The sequence below is a fragment of the Fusobacterium sp. JB019 genome, from assembly GCA_030673965.1.
In the GTDB taxonomy this organism is placed as follows: Bacteria; Fusobacteriota; Fusobacteriia; order Fusobacteriales; family Fusobacteriaceae; genus Fusobacterium_B.
On sequence record JAUTCN010000010.1, the window covers coordinates 31,056 to 51,381 of the forward strand.

Annotated in this window: 17 protein-coding genes; 13 read left to right on the forward strand and 4 right to left on the reverse strand. The window is 27.2% G+C overall.

The genetic code is table 11. The features are described from left to right. Window position 1: 1 nt before the first annotated feature. The 3 genes from Q7K47_07555 to Q7K47_07565 all read right to left on the reverse strand — a co-directional run bounded on the left by Q7K47_07555 (window position 2) and on the right by Q7K47_07565 (window position 4,996). Window positions 2-1,279, reverse strand: coding sequence for an ArsB/NhaD family transporter (locus Q7K47_07555; GenBank protein ID MDP0507056.1), 1,278 nt, complete (start codon window positions 1,277-1,279; stop codon window positions 2-4). A 183-nt stretch (window positions 1,280-1,462) separates the two neighbouring features. Then, entirely contained in the window at window positions 1,463-3,076 is a 1,614-nt protein-coding gene (locus Q7K47_07560; protein MDP0507057.1) for a CTP synthase, read from the reverse strand. Between the two features lie 183 nt (window positions 3,077-3,259). Then, on the reverse strand, window positions 3,260-4,996 hold the full coding sequence (locus Q7K47_07565; GenBank protein MDP0507058.1) for a BCCT family transporter: 1,737 nt from the start codon (window positions 4,994-4,996) through the stop codon (window positions 3,260-3,262). 213 nt (window positions 4,997-5,209) lie between these two features. On the opposite strand from Q7K47_07565, the gene rfbD reads away from it, so the two are divergent. Beyond that, window positions 5,210-6,049, forward strand: a complete 840-nt coding sequence (gene rfbD / locus Q7K47_07570; GenBank protein ID MDP0507059.1) for a dTDP-4-dehydrorhamnose reductase — start codon at window positions 5,210-5,212, stop codon at window positions 6,047-6,049. A gap of 25 nt (window positions 6,050-6,074) precedes the next feature. Here the strand turns inward: rfbD and pssA are convergent, their stop codons facing one another. Continuing rightward, window positions 6,075-6,797, reverse strand: coding sequence for a CDP-diacylglycerol--serine O-phosphatidyltransferase (pssA, locus tag Q7K47_07575; protein ID MDP0507060.1), 723 nt, complete (start codon window positions 6,795-6,797; stop codon window positions 6,075-6,077). Window positions 6,798-6,958: 161 nt separating this feature from the next. Here pssA and Q7K47_07580 point away from each other — a divergent pair, with 161 nt between their 5' ends. From Q7K47_07580 to Q7K47_07635, 12 genes are all read left to right on the forward strand, one after another. Then, window positions 6,959-7,531 carry a hypothetical protein gene (locus Q7K47_07580; GenBank protein ID MDP0507061.1) on the forward strand — a complete coding sequence of 191 codons (573 nt, stop codon included), beginning with the start codon at window positions 6,959-6,961 and terminating at the stop codon, window positions 7,529-7,531. 227 nt (window positions 7,532-7,758) lie between these two features. Next, the gene (locus tag Q7K47_07585; GenBank protein MDP0507062.1) at window positions 7,759-8,988 is read left to right on the forward strand and encodes a cation diffusion facilitator family transporter; all 1,230 of its coding nucleotides are present in this window, start codon (window positions 7,759-7,761) and stop codon (window positions 8,986-8,988) included. A 15-nt stretch (window positions 8,989-9,003) separates the two neighbouring features. Beyond that, the gene (locus Q7K47_07590; GenBank protein MDP0507063.1) at window positions 9,004-11,226 is read left to right on the forward strand and encodes a UvrD-helicase domain-containing protein; all 2,223 of its coding nucleotides are present in this window, start codon (window positions 9,004-9,006) and stop codon (window positions 11,224-11,226) included. 13 nt (window positions 11,227-11,239) lie between these two features. Then, complete coding sequence (gene lpxC / locus Q7K47_07595; protein ID MDP0507064.1) at window positions 11,240-12,073, forward strand: UDP-3-O-acyl-N-acetylglucosamine deacetylase; 834 nt, start codon at window positions 11,240-11,242, stop codon at window positions 12,071-12,073. A gap of 70 nt (window positions 12,074-12,143) precedes the next feature. Continuing rightward, a complete protein-coding gene (fabZ, locus tag Q7K47_07600; protein MDP0507065.1) occupies window positions 12,144-12,581 on the forward strand; it encodes a 3-hydroxyacyl-ACP dehydratase FabZ in 438 nt (145 codons plus the stop codon). Window positions 12,582-12,599: 18 nt separating this feature from the next. Then, window positions 12,600-13,373 (forward strand): acyl-ACP--UDP-N-acetylglucosamine O-acyltransferase, encoded by a 774-nt coding sequence (lpxA, locus tag Q7K47_07605; protein MDP0507066.1) that lies wholly within the window; start codon window positions 12,600-12,602, stop codon window positions 13,371-13,373. After that, a complete protein-coding gene (gene lpxI / locus Q7K47_07610; protein MDP0507067.1) occupies window positions 13,373-14,182 on the forward strand; it encodes a UDP-2,3-diacylglucosamine diphosphatase LpxI in 810 nt (269 codons plus the stop codon). The genes lpxA and lpxI overlap by 1 nt, the downstream gene beginning before the upstream one ends. A 10-nt stretch (window positions 14,183-14,192) precedes the next feature. Beyond that, window positions 14,193-15,269: a lipid-A-disaccharide synthase gene (gene lpxB, locus Q7K47_07615; protein ID MDP0507068.1), complete on the forward strand. Its 1,077-nt coding sequence runs from the start codon at window positions 14,193-14,195 to the stop codon at window positions 15,267-15,269. Then, window positions 15,262-17,046 (forward strand): ABC transporter ATP-binding protein, encoded by a 1,785-nt coding sequence (locus Q7K47_07620; protein ID MDP0507069.1) that lies wholly within the window; start codon window positions 15,262-15,264, stop codon window positions 17,044-17,046. Before lpxB ends, Q7K47_07620 begins: the two co-directional genes overlap by 8 nt. Beyond that, the gene (gene rph, locus Q7K47_07625; GenBank protein ID MDP0507070.1) at window positions 17,030-17,776 is read left to right on the forward strand and encodes a ribonuclease PH; all 747 of its coding nucleotides are present in this window, start codon (window positions 17,030-17,032) and stop codon (window positions 17,774-17,776) included. Before Q7K47_07620 ends, rph begins: the two co-directional genes overlap by 17 nt. Window positions 17,777-17,785: 9 nt before the next feature. After that, the gene (locus tag Q7K47_07630; protein ID MDP0507071.1) at window positions 17,786-18,370 is read left to right on the forward strand and encodes an XTP/dITP diphosphatase; all 585 of its coding nucleotides are present in this window, start codon (window positions 17,786-17,788) and stop codon (window positions 18,368-18,370) included. A gap of 351 nt (window positions 18,371-18,721) precedes the next feature. Continuing rightward, window positions 18,722-20,323 (forward strand): AbgT family transporter, encoded by a 1,602-nt coding sequence (locus tag Q7K47_07635; GenBank protein MDP0507072.1) that lies wholly within the window; start codon window positions 18,722-18,724, stop codon window positions 20,321-20,323. Window positions 20,324-20,326: the final 3 nt, after the last annotated feature.

Sequence of the window (20,326 nt, forward strand, 5' to 3'; positions counted from 1 at the left end):
ATTAATATCTAATATTTATATAAATAAGACTTAATATAATAGATTGGATGACGATAATAATTCCCCATTTAAAAAATTCTTTGAAGCTGATTTCTATTCCTACTTTTTTAGAAACAGAAGTACCTACCATATTAGCGGCAGCCCCAACTATTGTCATATTTCCTCCTAGACAACATCCTAATGATAAAGCCCACCATAAAGATTCCGTATTTCCTGTATAATTAGGAAGAATTTCTAAAACTAATTTTCCAAAGGATAAGCTTAAAGGGATAGACCCAACAATTGGAGATAAGATTCCAGAAACTAAAACAAGAAGAGAAGAAGTTAACTTTAAATTTCCTTGAGTAAAAGTAACTACATAAGAACCAATAAATTCTATTATTCCTAGCTCTTCTAATCCTTGAATTAAAACAAATAAAGCTCCAAAGAAAAATAAAGTATCCCATTCTATTTTGCTAAATATCTCTTCTGGTTTTTTTTTAGAAATAAGTACAAGGATAGAAGAACCTAAAATAGAGATTATTGCAAGTCCTATTTGTGAAAAAGAATTGGTTAAAAACCCTAAAATAACTAAAATAAAGATTAGACTAGATTTGAATAATAAATTTTTATCTTTAATAATTCTGGAAGAATCAAGTTCCATTATACTAGCTTTTAATTCTCTAGAGACAATTAGTTTTTCTTTTAAAAATAAGCTGGCGGTAATTAAAAGAACAATAATATTAATAATAATAATGGGAGTTAAATTTATAATAAAATCATTAAAACCTCTGTTTGAAAGAGCTGCAATAATTAAATTAGGAGGATCTCCTATCATAGTAGCGGTACCTCCAATATTAGACATAAAAATTTGCATTAAGACAAAGGGTTTTGGATCTAATTGTAATTTTTGAGCTAAAAATATGGTAATAGGAACGATTAATAAAATAGTAGTAACGTTATCTAAAAGAGCTGAGAAAAAAGCAGTAACAAGTGATAATAAGATAAGGATTTTGATAGGATTTCCCTTTGATACTTGAGCTAATTTAATTGCAATCCATTGAAAAATACCAGTTTCTGACATAATTTCAACAATCATCATCATTCCCATCAATAAAATAAGAACTTCTAAATTATATCCAATTGTTTTTAAAGCAGTTTCCTCATTTAAAATATTAATAATAATCATTAAGGAAGCTCCAATAATAGTAACAAGTGATTTAGGGTATTTTTCTGTAATGATAAAATAAAAGGTTAATATAAATATTAAAAATCCGAGTATCATGTATAAATTTTCCATAGTAAGCCTCCTAAATGTAGTGTAAAAACAAAAAAACTCTATGAACCTTTTAAGGATGTTCATAGAGTTTTATATTAACTTCAAGCATTTAACAAGTTAGTTGAATGTTTGGAGAACTCTATCTCCAAGGTATTACTTATGTTAACATTATACTAAAAATTTATAAAATATTCAAATTATAAATTATTTGTTTCTATTATGGATAGCTTTTACAAATCCTACAAATAAAGGATGAGGATTATTAGGTCTAGTTTTAAATTCTGGATGGAATTGTCCAGCTATAAAGAAAGGGTGCTCTTTTTTAGGTAATTCAACAATTTCAGCTAAAATACCGCTTGGAGAAGTACCTGTTATTTTTAATCCAGATTTTTCAATTTCTTCCTTAAATATATTATTAAATTCATATCTATGTCTATGTCTTTCTGAAATTTCAGTTTGTCCATATAATTCTTTGGCAATACTATTATCTTTTAAAATACAAGGATATGCTCCAAGTCTCATAGTTCCACCCATATTTTCTATATTTTTTTGATTTTCTAATATATCGATAACTGGATAAGAAGTATTTGGATTAAATTCAGTTGAATCAGCATCTTTATAATTTAAAACATTTCTAGCATATTCGATAACAGCAAGTTGCATTCCAAGACAAATTCCTAAGAAAGGGATTTTGTTTATTCTAGCAAAATTAATAGCTTGTATTTTTCCTAAGATTCCTCTATCGCCGAATCCTCCAGGAACAAGAATACCGTCAAAATTTTCAAGAATTTTTGAGTCTAAATTTTCAGATTGAATATAACTAATATCAGCCTTAAGACCTTGAGCAAAAGCTGCGTGTTCAATTGATTCAGTAATACTAATATAAGCATCTTTTAATTCAACATATTTTCCAACTACAGCAACTTTAATTTTTTCTTTAGGATTTTTAATGTTATACACAACTTTTTCCCAATTGCTTAAATCAAAATCTTTTTCTTCTAAGTTTAATTTTTTACAAACAGTTTTAGCTAAACCTTCTTTTTCCATAACTAAAGGAACTTCATAAATAGTTTCAGCATCAGCAGCTTCAATAACAGCTTCCTTTTCAATATTGCAGAACATTGAAAGTTTTTCTTTGATACTATTATTTATAGGATGTTCAGTTCTACAAACAAGTATATCCGGTCTTATTCCTAGACTCATAAGAAGTTTCACAGAGTGTTGAGAAGGTTTTGATTTTAATTCTTTAGCAGCTTTTAAATATGGTAATAAAGTAACATGAATATAAATGGCATTGTTTTCTCCGATATCATATTTAAATTGTCTGATTGCTTCTAAAAAAGGTGTAGATTCAATATCTCCAACAGTACCTCCTATTTCAGTAATAACTATATCTGCTTCAACTTCTTTGGTAACAGCAATAATTTTTGATTTAATTTCATTTGTAATATGAGGAATAACTTGAACAGTTTTCCCAAGATACTTTCCTTCTCTTTCTTTATTAATAACAGATTGGTAAATTTTACCAGTGGTTATATTACTACTTTTAGAAAGGTTTCTATCGATAAATCTTTCGTAGTGACCTAAATCTAAATCTGTTTCAGCTCCATCTTCAGTTACAAAAACTTCTCCATGTTCATAAGGATTCATAGTTCCAGGATCGACATTTAAATAAGGATCAAATTTTTGCAAAACAACTTTATATCCTCTTTCTTTTAATAATCTTCCTAATGAAGCTGCAGTAATTCCTTTTCCAAGTGAAGACACAACTCCTCCAGTAACAAAAATAAATTTAGTTTCTTTGTTAACGCTTTCCATTTATTACCTCCAATAAAATTAACTTTTTTTATTTTACACAAAAAAATAAATCAGGTGAAAAAAAAAATACCTGATTTTTGTTTACGTTATTTAGTTTTGATGAGTAAAAATTTACTACGAGATATATTGTATCATAAAAAAAGAAAAAAGCAAATAAAAATTTGCTTTTTTCTTTTTTCATATTTATTTTTTATTTTTTTTATTTTTACCTTTAATTTTGTCTTTGAGTTTTCTTTTTTGAGTGATTACGATTCCGCCTATTTCTTCTAAAGTTTGTTTATCGATGTCATTTTCAATATCAATATATTTATCCATAAGAGTTTCAAATCTAGTGGTAGCTTTCTTAAATTCTTGTTTTTTATGAGCTTGTCGTAAACTTTCAATAAGGACAAAAGCTACAAGTAATAGAATAATTGCAAATGGTAATCCAGTAGTTATAACAGCAGTTTGTAAAGCTTTTAAAGCTTTTTCTCCTCCTATAAGAAGTAAAACTATAGCTGTTAATCCTTCCATAGCAGCCCAAAACACTCTTTGAGGTACAGGAGAATCTAATTTTCCACCAGAAGTAATTTGATCAACAACAAGAGAACCAGAATCACTAGATGTAACGAAAAAAGAAATGACTAAAATAGTACTAAATATAGACAAGAATGTTCTTATAATTCCTTGGAATAAAGGAATATTTAAATGTCTTATCATTTCAAATAAAGCAACAGAAACGTCATTTTGAACTACATTAAATAATTGTCCATTAGTTATTGCGTTTATATTAAAAGCAGTAACACCAAAGATACTTAACCATATAAATGAAAGTAAAGAAGGGACAATCATTACAGCTAAAACAAATTCTCTAATGGTTCTTCCTTTAGAAATTTTAGCAATAAACATTCCAACAAAAGGTGACCAAGAAATCCACCAAGCAAGGTAGAAAACAGTCCAAGATCCTTGCCAAGTACTATCGGTAACATTTATATAAAATGTAGTTGTAAGGAAATCATTTAAATAAAGACCAATAGAATTGCTAAAAGTTCTAACTATAAGACCTGTAGGACCTAAAAGGAATATAACCACCATTAAAAAGCCAGCAAAAATAATATTTAATTGAGAAAGAAATTTAACTCCTTTATCTACTCCAGAAACAACACTCATAGTTGCAATAGCAGTAATAATAGCAATTAAAATAACTTGAACAAAAACTGAAATTTCGATTCCAAATACATAATTAAGTCCACTATTTATTTGTTGGACACCTAATCCTAGAGAAGTTGCTAATCCGAAAAGACAAGAAACAACAGCTAATATATCAATTAAATCTCCCCAAAATCCGAATATTTTATTTTTTAAAAGAGGATAAAAAACTGATCTTAAAGATAGAGGTAATTTTTTGTTATATGCAAAAAATGCTAAAGCTAATGAAATTAATGCATATATTCCCCAAGGGTGGACTCCCCAATGAAAAAAAGTAGTAGCAAGAGCTTGTGTTAAAGAATTAGGATTTGAATAAATAGGAGGAACAATTTGTTGATGATAAAGGGGTTCTCCAACAGACCAAAACATAAGTCCAATTCCCATTCCTGCAGATATTAACATAGAATACCAAGCAAAATTGCTAAATTCAGGTTTAGCATTAACCCCTCCTATTCTAACTTTTCCTAATTTTGAAAAAGCAAAAATAAGACAAACTAATATAAAAATATTACTAGTTATAATAAATAACCAGTCTAAATTCTGAACAACATAATGATTTATAAAATTAAAAACTTGGTTAGCTCTATTTAAATCTAAAAAAGCAAATAGAGAAAATCCTAATATTATAAATCCAGTACCGATTGAAACAACTGGATTTAAATCCATTCCAAAGCCTGTGAAATTACGGCTAAACAGTTTATCTTCAGCTGTTTTTTTTAAAAGTTTACTCATAACACCTCCGTAAGTATTTCGTAGTAAATAATTTTGCAAAAAAATGCACCCTTCTAGTATATCACATGTAGCAAATTATTTCAAATCATCTACTTTTAGTGCAAAAATATAGTGCCTAAATTAGCTAAAAAAAATATTGAAAAAAAAGTTGAAAAATGTGCGTAAATAGAATATATTAAATGTATAAACATTGAATATAAAAAAGGGGAAAAAATGATTTTAATAACAGGAGCAAATGGACAATTAGGTAATGATTTTAAAAGGTTATTTAGTAGTAATGATATTAAATACATAGGAACTGATGTTAGAGAACTAGACATAACTAAAGAAGATGAAATTAGGGAATTTTTAAAAGGAAAAAATATAAATTTAATAATTAATTGTGCAGCATACAATAATGTAGACAAAGCAGAAGAGGAACAAGAATTATGTAAAAAATTAAATAGAGATTCTCCAGTTATGTTGGCTAAAATAGCAAAAGAAATTGATGCAGAACTAATTACTTATTCAACAGATTTTGTGTTTGATGGGAAAAAAAGTAAACCTTACACAGAAGAAGATGAACCAAATCCTCTGTCTGTTTATGGGAAGACTAAGTTACAAGGAGAAAAAGAAACTCTAAATTGCTATGACAAAGTTTTTGTAGTAAGGACATCTTGGGTTTTTGGAATGGGAAATAATAACTTTAATAAGCAGCTTATTAGTTGGAGTAAAGAAAAGAATAAATTATTTATAGTAGATGATCAAATTTCTTCACCTACTTATTCAAAAGATTTGGCAGAATTTACATGGGAGCTTATAAGAACTAAAAAGTATGGTTTGTATCATTTTTCAAACTCTGGAGAAGCTTCAAAGTTTGATCAAGCTAAATATTTATTAAATAAAATAGGCTGGAGGGGAGAGTTATTAAGAGCAAAAACTAAGGATTTTAATCTTAAAGCAAAAAGAGCAAATTATACAAAATTATCTAGTAATAAAATAGAAAAATTATTGGGTATATCAATTCCTAATTGGCAATCAGGGATTGATAGATTTTTAGAAGAATTGATATAAAAAAAGGATGTTAAACATCCTTTTTTTAATCTTCATATGAACTTGTAAATTTCATTTCTTTTCTATAACGATGATATTGTAGTAAATTATAAATGATATAATAAAAAGAAATTAAAAACATACTATATTTTAAAGTTAGAAAAATTAAAATAATGAAAACAGGCGTAAATTTTTTAGGTACAAATTTAAATGCTTTATCAGGTGTGACAAAAGGGATAGTAGAAACCATTAAAGCAGCTGAAATAACAGTTATTCCCATAAAAATTTCTACACTAAATAAATTATGTCCAAATTTATCAGCTTGTTGACAAATTAAAAGATAAGAGATAATAGTTGCGGCTCCATTTGGTATAGGCATACCACTAAAATCATCTTTTTCATCTGAAGCGATTGTAACGACGTTAAATTTAACTAATCTCATAACTCCACAAAGAGCATATATAAAGGCAACTGGAATTACAAAAGATACAAATTTAGGAAAATTAGAAAGAATAGAGTAAACTAGAATACTAGGTGCTATACCAAAAGATATTGCATCAGCAAAAGAATCAAATTCTTTACCAAATTCACTAAAAGCATCTAATTTTCGAGCTGTTTTTCCATCTAATCCATCACATACCATAGCTAAAAAAATAAACCAAATAGCATAACTAATATTTCCTTTTATAGATGATGTAATACTAAGATAACCAAGAAGCATATTAGCAGCAGTAATTGCATTAGGTGCTATATATTTCTTTTCAACCATTTTAATCACTTCCTTGTTTTTAATTAATGTACATAGAATTCTAACATAAAAAGCAATAAAATTCAATTTTATTTCTTTTTATGCGAGGACATAAAAAATATGGTATAATTAATCTAAAGAAGGAATGATAACATAATTTATTTTTTATTGGAGGTATTGTTATGAAAAAAATATTTAATATGATTGCAGTTTTTCTTTTGGTTTTTTTAGTTGCAATATTCGGATTAAAAGATACCATTATAAAAAATACAATAGAAAAAGAAATGACTAAAGGACTAGGTGCAAATGTTAAGGTTTATGGCGTTGATTATTCTGTTTTTAAAAATTTTTTAGAATTGAAAAAAATAGATATAGAGGATATAGCTACTATAGAAAAAGTAGACACTAAGTTAGATTTTTCTAAGGTCTTTAGTAAACAAATACAAATAAACAAAATAGATGTAAAAGAGTTAGAATTTTCTGAAAATAAGATGGAAATGCTTTTAAAATTAGGAAAATTATCTTCTGATAAAGTAAAGTCTAAGTTAGCAAAGAAAACTTCAGAAGAAAATATAAAGTCTGAAGTAAGCAATAAATCTAAAGATTGGTCTATAGAAGTTCAAGAAATAAATATACATTCTAAGCTATTTGGGAAAAATATTGATATTAAGATGAGAGCTCCTGGAGATTCTAAAATAGATTTCAAAAAGTTTATTAATTTTGTAAAAAATAATGTTATTGACGAAAAAAATTAGATATGTTATAATTATTAAGTCATGAGTAGAAATGGTGGAGGTTTGCGGCGTAGTCGTATTGAACCGTGTCAGATTCGAGAGGAAGCAGCACTAAGGTATAGTTGCGGGTGCAGATTCGAAATGTTTTTGCTCATGGCACTATTATTTTATAGATATATCTAAGGAGAGAGAGAACTCTCCTTTTTTTTGTAAATATTATAATTTAAAATCACAGAGGTGATAATTGAATGTATAAAATATTAGATTGTAGACAAATAGAAAAAGCATTAGAAAAATTTGTAAAATTAGATAAAGACATTCCAATAATAGAAAAAGCATTATACATAGTTTTAACAGATGAAAATCAGGAAATAGGTTATATTGTTGCAAGGGTATTACCTAAAAAATATATTTTAGAGAGAATATTTATAAAAGAAGATGAACGATATAAATCTTATGGAATGAAACTTTTAATATTCTTTATAGAACATGGAATAAAAAAGAAAAAAGAAACTATTGAATATGAAAAAGAAGATATTGATAATTTTTTAAAAAAAGCAAGATTCGAAAAAAGAAACGATAATAGATTAGTTTTGGATATAAGAGAAGAAAGAAAAAGAAAAAAAGAAGGAAGTTTAGTAGCTATAAAAGCAGTATTTTTAAATATATTTTTAGCAGTGATAAAGATATTTGGAGGGATATATGGTCATTCAAGAGCACTGGTTGCAGATGGTATAAATTCTCTCTCAGATGTTTTTACGTCTTTTGGGATTCTTTTAGGTATATATTTTAGTAACATTCCGAGTGACGAAGAGCATCCCTATGGGCATGAAAAAATAGAAAGTATTATAGGTACTATTATGGGAGTAATAATAATATTAACATCTTTTGAAATAGCAAGAAATGCTGTAGGAAATTTATTAAGAAAGCAAGTTGATTATGAAATAAACCTTAATATTATTTGGTTTGCAGGTATATCTGTAGTTGTAAAATATATGATGTATTTAAATAAAATGAAAGTAGGGAAGAAGACAAATAATATTGCTTTGATAGCAGCAGCAAGAGATAGTAAAAGTGATTCTATCTCATCTTTTAGTGTTATAATAGGTATTCTTTTATCCTATTATATTTCTAATATATTTGATGTTATTTTAACAATACTAGTTTCAATATTGATTTTTAAAGAAGGAGTTGTAACTGTATTAGAAACTTCAAATTCTCTTTTAGACAAACAAGAGGAGAGTTTTATAAAAAAAATAGAAGAATATGTTTATAAAAATACAAATATAAAGAATGTTCATGAAATATATATGAGAAGGTATGGAGATAAAATATATTTAAGTATGCATATAAGATTAGATAAAAATATGACTGTCTACGAGGCACATAGTTTAACAGATAGTTTGAGTGAATCTATTGTGATAGATTTTAAAGAAGTAAAAGATGTAATGATACATATAGATTGTTTGATAGATTAATGTAAGGAGAGTTAAATGGAAAGTATATTATCAAAATTAAATGAACAACAAAAAATAGCTGGGGAAAAAATAGAGGGTCCTTTGTTAATTTTAGCTGGTGCGGGATCAGGGAAAACGAGAACAATAACTTATAGGATAGCACATATGATAATGGAATTAGGAATTTCTCCTTATTCTATTTTAGCTGTAACTTTTACAAATAAAGCAGCAAAAGAAATGAAGGAAAGGGTGGAAAGTTTAGTTGGTGAAAATGGGAAAAGAGTAATGATTTCAACGTTCCATTCTTTTGGGTTAAAGTTATTAAGAATATATTCAAATGTAATAGGATATGATGCTAACTTTACTATTTATGATGTTGATGATCAAAAAAAAATAGTTAAGGCAATATTAAAAAAATTAGTAGTAAAAGATAGTGAATTAACAGAAGGAAAAATAGTTTCAAGAATATCAAAATTAAAAGAAGATGGAGTGGATCCTGAAGATTATGAAAAAAATCATAAATTTGAACCAAATGCAAATATAATTAGTGAAGTTTATAAAAGATATAATACGGAATTAAAAATAAATAATAGCATGGACTTTTCGGATATATTAGTTAATACTTATAAATTACTTGAAGGTGAGGAAATTTTAAAAAAAGTTCAAGAAAAATATAAATATATAATGGTTGATGAGTATCAAGATACAAATAATATTCAATATAATATTGTAAATAAAATAGCAGGAAAATATAAAAATATTTGTGTGGTTGGAGATGAAAATCAGAGCATTTATGGATTTAGAGGAGCGAATATAAGAAATATTTTAGACTTTGAAAAAGATTACCCAAATGCTACAATTATAAAATTAGAAGAAAATTATAGATCAACAAAGACAATATTACAAGCAGCAAATTCAGTTATAAAAAATAATAAGACTTCTAAAAATAAAAAATTATGGACTAGTAAGGCTAGTGGAGAAAAAATTTTTGTTAAACCTTGTATAACAGCAAGAGAAGAAGTGAATTATGTTATTGAAAAAATAGTAGAAATGAAATCTCAAGGGAAAAGATATAATGATTTTACTATTTTATATAGAACGAATGCACAATCTAGATTATTTGAGGAAGGATTTTTGAGATATGGTATTCCTTATAAAATTTTTGGAGGAATGCAATTTTATCAAAGAATGGAAGTAAAGGATATTTTAGCTTATTTATCTGTGATCAATAACCAAAAAGATGGAATAAATTTAAATAGAATAATTAATATCCCAAAAAGAAAAATAGGAAGTAAAACATTAGAGAAAATTAATTTATATGGTGAAGAGAATAATTTAACTTTTTACGAAACACTAGGAGAGATTGATAATGTTTTAGGCATTGGCAAATCTACTTTGATTAAATTGAAAGAGTTTTATTCAATAATGGAAGAATTAATTTCATTTTCCTTTGAATTACCAGTTTCAGAAATTTTTGATTTGTTAATTTCTAAAATTTCTTATAAAGAATATTTAAAAACGTTAAATGATAATGTTGAGTCAAGAATAGAAAATATAGATGAATTAAAAAATTCTATTGTTGAATTGGAAAAAATATTAGAGAATTTAACCTTAAGAGAATACTTAGAAAATGTCTCTCTAATTAGTGCAACAGATGATTTAGAAGAAGAAAAAGAATATATAAAATTAATGACAATACATAATGCTAAAGGACTTGAGTTTCCAGTTGTATTTTTAGTTGGGATGGAAGATGAATTGTTTCCAAATGCCGGAAAAGTATTAGTTGATGAAGATGCACTTGAAGAAGAAAGAAGAGTTTGCTATGTTGCAATAACAAGAGCAGAAGAGAAGTTGTTTATGAGTTATTCAGTAAGTAGATATGTTTATGGCCGTGAAGAATATAGAACAGCATCTAGATTTATAGAAGAAATTTCTCCAGAGCTTATAAAAAAAGAGAAAAATCCTCAGTTAGAATATAGAAAAAAACAAGCTGAAAAGGATATTGCTGAAAAAATATTAGAAAGACATTCTAAAAGAAAAATAAATACAAGAAACACTATAGATAATATAGAAGAACTTAAAGCAAATATAGAAATAATGAAAAATTTACCTTATAGAGTAGGGGAGAAGGTAAGTCATTCTAAGTTTGGATTAGGAAAAATTATAGGAGTAAATGAAAAGAAGGTAACTGTTCAATTTGTAACAGGAAAGAAAAATATAGCCATGGTATTAGCAGGAAAATTTTTAACAAAAGAATAGAATAGGAGAAAAGATGAATAGAAAAACTATAAAAACAGATATATTTTATGAAGGAATTGGACTTCATAAAGGAAATAAAATAAAATTACATTTAATACCAGCAAAAGAAGGTGGGATTGTTTTTAGAAGAGTTGATTTGGAAGAAGGAAAAAATGAAATAAGACTAAGCTTGGAAAACACTTTTGATTTAACAAGAGGAACAAATTTAAAAAATAAATTTGGAGCTTCAGTTTATACAATAGAACATTTTTTATCAGCTTTGTATATTTTAGGTATAACAGATTTGATTGTAGAATTAGAAGACAACGAATTGCCAATTTGTGATGGGAGTGCAAGAGTTTTCATAGAAAAAATAGAAGAAGTGGGAATAGAAGATTTACAAACTGAAATAGAAGAATTAGAAATAAGCAATCCGGTTTATTTAACTAAAGGAGATAAACATATAATAGCTTTACCTTATGATGGTTACAAGATAACATATACGATAAAATTTGATCATACTTTTTTAAAGAGTCAAATGTTAGAATTAGATATAACTTTAGATAATTATAAAAAAAATATAGCTAATGCAAGAACTTTTGGATTTGATTATGAAATTGAATATTTGAAAAAAAATAATTTAGCATTAGGAGGAACTTTAGACAATGCTATTGTTATAGAAAAAGATGGAGTAATGAATCCTGGAGGTCTTAGATATGAAGACGAATTTGTAAGACATAAAATATTAGATTTAATAGGAGATTTAAAGGTTTTAAATAAGCCTATAAGAGGTCATATTATAGCTATAAAAGCTGGGCATGCTCTTGATATTGAGTTTGCAAATTTAATCAAAAATATAAAAAAATAAAAAAATATACAAAAAATATAAAAATTTGGTATAATATATTGATACAATATTAAGGAGGAAATATAAAATTATGTTAGATACTTTAGAAATAATGAAGAGAATACCACATAGATATCCATTTTTATTAGTGGATAGAATATTAGAAGTTAACTTAGAGGAAAAAACAGTAGTAGGATTAAAAAATGTAACAATAAATGAAGAATTTTTTAATGGTCATTTTCCAGGACATCCAATAGTTCCAGGGGTAATGATTGTTGAAGGATTAGCTCAAGCTCTAGGAGTTTTAGTGTTTGAACAATATGGAGAAGAAGGGAAAGGAAAAGTACCTTATTTTGCAGCATTTGAGTCAGTTAAATTTAAAGCTCCAGTAAGACCTGGAGATCAAATGATATATGAGGCTAAAATTTTAAAACAAAGAAGAAATATTATAAAAGCAGAAGGTGTTGCTAAAGTAGATGGAAAGGTTGTAACAGAAGCAAAATTTACATTTTCAATTATGGAAAAATAATGTGTTAGGGGGAATAAAGTGGTTGAAATACATAGTACTTCTATAGTTGAAGAGGGCGCTTTAATTGGAGATAATGTAAAAATAGGACCTTTTTGCATTATTGGAAAAGATGTTAAAATTGGAGAAGGGACAACAATTCAGTCTCATACTGTTATAGAGGGAATTACTGAAATAGGAAAAAATAATACAATTTATTCTTTTGCTTCAATAGGAAAAGCATCTCAAGATTTAAAATATAAAGGAGAACCTACCAAAACTATAATAGGAGATAATAATACTATTAGAGAGTTTGTGACTATACACAGAGGAACAGATGATAGATGGGAAACAAGAATAGGAGATAACAATTTACTAATGTCTTATGTTCATGTAGCTCATGATGTTATTGTCGGTAATAATTGTATATTTTCTAATAATGCAACCCTAGCAGGTCATGTTGTAATAGGAAATTTTGTTATTGTAGGTGGATTAACTCCTGTTCATCAATTTTGTAAAATTGGTGATCATGCAATGGTTGGAGGAGCGTCTGCAGTGACCCAAGATATTTGTCCATTTATATTGGCTGATGGAAACAAAGCTGTTCCAGTAGGATTAAATAGTGTTGGTCTTAGAAGAAGAGGATTTACAGATGACGATTTAAGAACTTTAAAAAGAGCTTATAGAATTATTTTTAGAAAAAAACTTCCTTTAAAAGGAGCTTTAGCTGAATTAGAAGAAAATTATAAGGGAAATAAATCTGTTGAAAAGTTAGTTGATTTTATAAGAAATAGTAATCGGGGGATAGCTAAATAATGGAAAAAATAGGTGTAATAGTCGGAAATGGAAAATTACCTATTTGCTTTATGAAAGAAATAAAAGATATAAATAAAGATATAGAATTTTTTCCAATAGGCTTATTTGAAAGCATAGAGGAAGAGATAAAACAGCATAAAAATTTTATTAAATTTAATATAGGCCAAGTTGGTGAGATTACTAAATATTTTATAAAAAATAATATATCTAAAATTATATTTTTAGGTAAAGTAGAAAAAGAAATAATGTTCAAAGAGATACAATTAGATCAATATGGTAAAGCTATAATAGAGAGTCTTCCAGATAGGAAAGATGAGACTCTCCTTTTTGGCGTTATAAGCTTTTTTAGATTAAATAAAATAAAGGTATTGCCCCAAAATTATCTTTTGAAAGAAATATTATTTCAAGAAAAATTATACACAAAAAGTTCACCGGATAAGAATGATTTAAAAACGATTAGAGTAGGAATAGAGGCAGCTAAAAAATTAAGTGAAGTAGATGCAGGGCAAACTGTAGTATGTAAAGATTATTCAGTAATTGCATTAGAGGGAATAGAAGGAACAGATAAAGCTATTTTAAGAGGCGGAGAGTTAGGTGGTGATAATTGTATTGTTGTAAAAATGGCAAGACCTCAACAAGATATGAGAGTAGATATTCCAACAGTAGGAATAGATACAATAAAAACGCTTATAAAAATAAAAGCTAAAGGAATAGTTGGAGAAGCTGGGAAAATGATATTTATAGATAAAAATGAATCTATAAAATTAGCAAATGAAAATAATATATTTATTATGGGAATTAAACCTTAAGAGGAGAATTATGAAAATATTTGTATCTACTGGTGAGGTATCTGGAGATTTGCACCTTTCTTATTTAATAAAGAATATGTTAAAAATAGATAAAACTATTAAGTTTTATGGAGTGGCAGGGGAACATAGTAGAAAACTAGGGGTTAATATTATATATGATATTAAAGATCTAGCTGTTATGGGATTTGTAGAAGCTTTAAAAAAATATAGATTTTTAAAAGCAAAAGCAAAAGAATATTTAGAATTTATAATTGTTAATAAAGTTGATAAAGTAATCTTAGTTGATTATGGAGGATTTAACTTAGCTTTTTTAAAATTATTAAAAAGATATGCTCCTGATGTAGAAGTTTTTTATTATATTCCTCCTAAAATTTGGATTTGGGGAGAAAAAAGGATAAAGAAATTAAAGTTAGCAGATCATATTTTAGTGATTTTTCCATGGGAAGTTGAATTTTATAGATCTCATGGAGTGGAAGTTATTTATTATGGAAATCCTTTTTTTGAAAAATATTCTTACATAGAAGAAAAAGGAAAAAATATTTTATTACTTCCAGGAAGCAGGAAGCAAGAAATAGAATCTCTTTTACCAATTATGTTAGAAATAGTTGAAGAAAAAAAAGAAAGTAATTTTATTTTAAAATTACCAAACAAGAAAATTTTAGAATGGATTCATGAGGATTTGAGAAAGTATGTTAATTTAGTAATAGAATATGGTAGCTTAGAAGATAATGTGAAAAAATCTAAATTAGCAATAGCTGCTTCAGGAACAGTAACTTTAGAACTTTCTATTATGGGAATTCCTACAATAGTTTTATATAAAGTTGGAGCTATAAATGCATTTATTGCAAAGAAAATCTTAAAAGTCGGGCTAGTATCTCTTCCTAATATAGCTTTAAATGAAGAGGTGTATCCAGAATTACTTCAAGAAAGATGTGAAAAAAATGAAATTTTAAAATATATGAATATTCTTGAAAAAAATAAAGAAGAATATTATAGAAAAATAAAAAAGGTAAGAAAAAAGTTATCAGGAAGAGATATAGTTAAAAATTATGGTGACTACATATTGAGAGGGAAAATTAATGATTAAAGAAAAAATAGGACAAGTCTATAAAAGTGACTCTTTAGCAGGGTTCTTAAAATATAGTTTAAAATATAAAAAATGGTTAATGATAACGGTTTTATTATCTATTGTATCATCAGGATTAGGAACAGCTCCAGCTTGGCTTTCTAAATATTTAATAGATGATGTTTTAATTTCAAAAAATGGAAGAATGATGATGATTGTTGGTGCAGCAATTTTTATAACAACGATTTTAAAATTAATTTCAGCTTACTATGCTGAAATAACTTCTACTTATTTAACAGAAAAGATAAGAAGAGATATTAAAATAGATATATTTCAGTATTTAGAACATTTACCAATATCTTACTTTAATAAAAATAAATTAGGAGATATTATGGCAAGACTTTCAGGAGATTCATCGAGTCTTGGAAGAATAGGGTTCTTGATGTTTGATATGCTAAGAGAAGGAATAACGGTTTTAGCTTTTTTAGTCAGAATGTTTCAAGTTGATTTTTTATTAGCAACAATATCAATTACAGTTGTACCAGCTATGATAGGTATTATTAAAAAATATACTAAAAAGTTAAGAAAGTCTGGAAGAAGAAGACAGGATACCATTGGAGATGCAACAGCTTTTATGCAAGAATCTTTAGCAGGGATACAAGTTATAAAAGGATTTAATAAAATAGATGAGATAGTGGAAAAGTATAAAGGAGTAACTCAGGGTGAGATGGATAGGATATATCGTGCTAAAAAAATAAAGGCGAAGATATCACCATTAAATGAATTGTTAGCAACAATAATGATATTACTTGTTGCAGCTTACGGAGGCTACTCAATAGTTTATACTAAAAGTTTTACAGCTGGAGAGTTAGTCTCATTTATAACTGCAATAGGACTTATGCAGCAACCTTTAAAGAGGCTAGTTAAAAGAAATAGTGAATTATATGAAATATTGCCGTCAGGAGACAGGGTAATGGAAATATTTAATGAAAGTAAAGAAGTAGATACTTATTCTGATAAACCAGCAGTATTTACAGGAGAAGTAGATAAAATTTCTTTTGAGAATGTTAATTTTACATATCCAGAAAGTGAAACAAAAGTATTAAAAGATATATCTTTTGAAGTTGGCAAGGGGGAAGTAGTTGCTTTTGTAGGAAGTAGTGGCAGTGGGAAAACTACTTTAGTGAATATGATTCCTAGATTTTATGATGTTGATTCAGGAAAGATAAAAATTAATGAAGTAAATGTTAAAGATTATTCATTAAAACAGTATAGATCTCATATAGGAATGGTTCCTCAAGATACATTTTTATTTAGTGGAACAATAGCTGAAAATATTGCTTTTGGAAAAGAAAATATAGGGATGGAAAAAATTATGGAAGCTGCAAAAATGGCAAATGCTTATGAATTTATTTGTAGTTTAGAGAAAGGCTTTGAAACTGAAGTAGGAGAGCGTGGAGTATTACTTTCAGGAGGTCAAAAGCAGAGGATAGCTATAGCAAGAGCCTTAATTCAAAATCCATCTATAATGATATTGGACGAAGCAACTTCAGCATTAGATACTGAATCTGAAAAATTGGTCCAAGAAGCATTGGATAAGTTAATGATAGGAAGAACTACTTTTGTTATAGCTCATAGACTTTCTACAATTATTTCTTCAGATAAAATAATTGTTATGAATAAAGGAAAAATAGTTGAGATTGGGAAACATGAGGAATTATTATCTAAAAATGGAGTATACACAAATTTATACAATATACAATTTAAAGGGAGAAAAGTAAATGGAAAGAATAGTTAGAGAAGATGGAAGAGAAGTTGATAATACTAGAAAAGTTAATGTAATAAGAAATTATACAATGCATGCAGAAGGATCAGTTTTAATTTCATTTGGAAATACAAAAGTAATATGTACAGCTTCTATTTCTGATAGAGTTCCACCTTTTTTAAGAAATCAAGGAAAAGGATGGATAACTGCAGAGTATTCTATGCTGCCTAGAGCAACAGGAGAAAGAAATAATAGAGAGTCAGCTAGAGGAAAACTTACTGGAAGAACAATGGAAATACAAAGATTAATAGGAAGAGCTTTAAGAGCATGTATAGATTTAGATAAAATTGGAGAAAGAACAATAACTATCGATTGTGATGTTATTCAAGCTGATGGAGGAACAAGAACAGCATCAATTACTGGGGGATATATTGCTTTAGCTATGGCTATAGAAAGAATGCTCAAAGCTGGGAAATTAAAACAAAATCCTTTGAAGTCTAAGATAGCAGCAATTAGTGTAGGAGTTGTAAGTGGGATACCTATGCTAGATTTGAAATATACTGAAGATTCAGCAGCAGAAGTAGATATGAATGTTGTTATGAATGACAAAGGTGAATTTATAGAAGTTCAAGGAACAGGAGAAGAAGCAACTTATTCTAGAAAAGAATTAAATCAACTTTTAGATTTAGCAGAAATAGGTTTAAAAGAGTTATTTGAAGTTCAAACTCAAACATTACATGATGAATTTTCTATATTTGAGTAGGAGGAAAATATGAGAATATTTTTAGCTACAGGAAATAAAAATAAAATAAAAGAAATTGAAAAAATATTTAATGTTGAAGGAATTGAGATTTTATCTATAAATGATGGTATTAATATTCCTGATGTTAAAGAAGATGGAGATACTTTTGAAAAAAATTCCCAGAAAAAAGCTTTAGAAATTGCTAAATTTACTAATATGATTACAATTGCTGATGATTCAGGGCTTTGTGTGGAGGCTTTAAATGGAGAACCAGGAGTTTTTTCAGCTAGATATGCTGGAGAAAAAGCTACAGATGAAGAGAATAATAAAAAATTAATCTATGTACTTAAGGGAATAAAAAATAGAAAGGCTAAATTTGTTTGCGTTATAACATTAGCTAAACCTACAGGAGAGACTTATAGTTTTAAAGGAGAAGTTTGTGGGGAAATCATAGATGAACCTAGAGGAGAATATGGATTTGGTTATGACCCGTATTTTTATATAAAAGAATATGGAAAAACAACTGCAGAGATGCCAGATAAAAAAAATGAAATAAGTCATAGATCAATTGCATTAAAATTATTAAAAGAAAATTTATTTGAAATTTTAAAATAAAGAGTAATTAAAACTGGTCTACTAAAATTAGAAATAATTTTAGTAGACCAGTTTTTTATTTTTGAATACACTAAAATACATTGTAATATCTTATAATACAAGGGTAAAAGAGCATATAAAAAATAAATGAGTAAAAATAAAATATAGAAAATAAAAGGAGAATAGGCTTAGAAAAAAAGATTAATATACCAAAAAAATAGACACATATAAATTATATATATGTATTATCATTTGTTGAAAAAAAGCTGACTTTACAAAATAAAGAAAAGATACTATCCTTATATCAAATGAAAGCAAACCTTATATAAATATAATTAATTAAAAATTTTATATAAATAAAAGGGGGGATTTATGAAAGCAAAAAGCAAAAAAAAATCGTTTATGGGAAAATTTATTGATCTCATTGAAAAAGGAGGGAATAAATTACCACATCCATTTATTCTTTTTACTTGGTTAATTTTGATCACAATGGTAGCATCTTTTTTGTTAAGTAAAATGGGATTTGAAGTTACTTATTTTGGTGTTTCTAAAAAATTAGGGGAGGCAAGTAAAGAAACAACAATTAAAGTTGTTAATTTATTGTCTAGAGAAAATTTACAGTATTTAGTTAGAGAAATTCCAACAATATTTGTTTCATATGCGCCTTTAAAATTAGTTATGATTATGATGGTGGCGAGTGCATTTATCGAAAAAACAGGTTTTTTCGAAACTTTTATGAAAAAATATTTATTAAAGGCACCTAAATCTCTAATAACTTTTGCATTAGTATTCATAGCTATAAACGCTAATTTAATGTCTGATGCAGGAACTATTTTTGCTATATCAATAGGAGGGGTAGTATTTGTTGCTTTAGGTAGAAATCCATTAATTGGAATAATATTGGGGTATGTAGGTGCTAGTGGAGGATTTACAGCTAATTTATTTTTGGCAGGAACAGATGCCTTGTTGGCAGGAATAACAGAAAATGCAGTAAGAAGTATGGGCCTAGATGTAGCAATAAATCCAGTTGTAAATTATTTTTTTATGGCAAGTGCAACTTTCATAATGGCAATAACTGTGACTTTGTTTACTGAGAAAGTTATAGTTCCTATGGTTGGAGATGGTGATGGAGTTATCGATAATGAACTTTTATCAAAGCATAAATTGACTTTAGAGCAAGAAAAAGGTTTAAAATATGCATTGTATGGATTTATATTTTTTATAGTAGTTATGTTAATGTTGACAGTTCCTCAAGGAGCTTTTTTTAGAAATTCTTCAGGTAATTTTTTACCTAAGTCACCTTTATTTAAATCAATTATCGTTATAATAGCTTTTTTATTTATGTCAACAGGGATTCCTTATGGAATAGCTACTAAATATATAAAAACTTCTAGAGATATTCCTAGAATAATTAGTTTAGGAATAACTCAGTCAGTACCATTTTTAACAACAACATTAGCAGCAGCAATATTTATAGATTTAGTAAATAAATCTAATATATTTAAAATTATAGCAATAAAAGGAGCTGAGATATTAAAAGAAGGAGATGTAGGATTAATTGCTCTATGTCTGACAGTAATACTAATCACAACTTTTGTTAATCCATTTATGACTAGTGGATCTTCAAAATGGTTATTGATAGCTCCTATGGTAGTTCCTATGTTTACAGTATTGAATGTTCACCCTGCTTATGCACAATTAGCTTATAGAATAGGAGATTCTTGTACAAATATAATTTCTCCTTTACATTCAGCTCTACCTATTTTACTTGGTTTGTTAGCTGAATATCAGATGCAAGGAAAGATACCTTTAAGACCAGGAGAAACAGAACAAAGAGAAATGGGAATGGGAACTATATTTTCATTAACGATACCTTATTCTATGGTTTTGTTATTAACAATGACAGTTATGTTTATAGTTTGGATTATATTTAAACTTCCAATTGGACCAGGAGTAACAATGAATTTATTATAATAT

What these genes read in the sequence shown, in the direction of transcription:
- Q7K47_07555 (MDP0507056.1), bottom strand. Translation starts at nt 1,279, where the DNA reads ATGGAAAATTTATACATGATACTCGGATTTTTAATATTTATATTAACC.
- Q7K47_07560 (MDP0507057.1), bottom strand. Translation starts at nt 3,076, where the DNA reads ATGGAAAGCGTTAACAAAGAAACTAAATTTATTTTTGTTACTGGAGGA.
- Q7K47_07565 (MDP0507058.1), bottom strand. Translation starts at nt 4,996, where the DNA reads ATGAGTAAACTTTTAAAAAAAACAGCTGAAGATAAACTGTTTAGCCGT.
- rfbD (MDP0507059.1), top strand. Translation starts at nt 5,210, where the DNA reads ATGATTTTAATAACAGGAGCAAATGGACAATTAGGTAATGATTTTAAA.
- pssA (MDP0507060.1), bottom strand. Translation starts at nt 6,797, where the DNA reads ATGGTTGAAAAGAAATATATAGCACCTAATGCAATTACTGCTGCTAAT.
- Q7K47_07580 (MDP0507061.1), top strand. Translation starts at nt 6,959, where the DNA reads ATGAAAAAAATATTTAATATGATTGCAGTTTTTCTTTTGGTTTTTTTA.
- Q7K47_07585 (MDP0507062.1), top strand. Translation starts at nt 7,759, where the DNA reads ATGTATAAAATATTAGATTGTAGACAAATAGAAAAAGCATTAGAAAAA.
- Q7K47_07590 (MDP0507063.1), top strand. Translation starts at nt 9,004, where the DNA reads ATGGAAAGTATATTATCAAAATTAAATGAACAACAAAAAATAGCTGGG.
- lpxC (MDP0507064.1), top strand. Translation starts at nt 11,240, where the DNA reads ATGAATAGAAAAACTATAAAAACAGATATATTTTATGAAGGAATTGGA.
- fabZ (MDP0507065.1), top strand. Translation starts at nt 12,144, where the DNA reads ATGTTAGATACTTTAGAAATAATGAAGAGAATACCACATAGATATCCA.
- lpxI (MDP0507067.1), top strand. Translation starts at nt 13,373, where the DNA reads ATGGAAAAAATAGGTGTAATAGTCGGAAATGGAAAATTACCTATTTGC.
- lpxB (MDP0507068.1), top strand. Translation starts at nt 14,193, where the DNA reads ATGAAAATATTTGTATCTACTGGTGAGGTATCTGGAGATTTGCACCTT.
- Q7K47_07620 (MDP0507069.1), top strand. Translation starts at nt 15,262, where the DNA reads ATGATTAAAGAAAAAATAGGACAAGTCTATAAAAGTGACTCTTTAGCA.
- rph (MDP0507070.1), top strand. Translation starts at nt 17,030, where the DNA reads ATGGAAAGAATAGTTAGAGAAGATGGAAGAGAAGTTGATAATACTAGA.
- Q7K47_07630 (MDP0507071.1), top strand. Translation starts at nt 17,786, where the DNA reads ATGAGAATATTTTTAGCTACAGGAAATAAAAATAAAATAAAAGAAATT.
- Q7K47_07635 (MDP0507072.1), top strand. Translation starts at nt 18,722, where the DNA reads ATGAAAGCAAAAAGCAAAAAAAAATCGTTTATGGGAAAATTTATTGAT.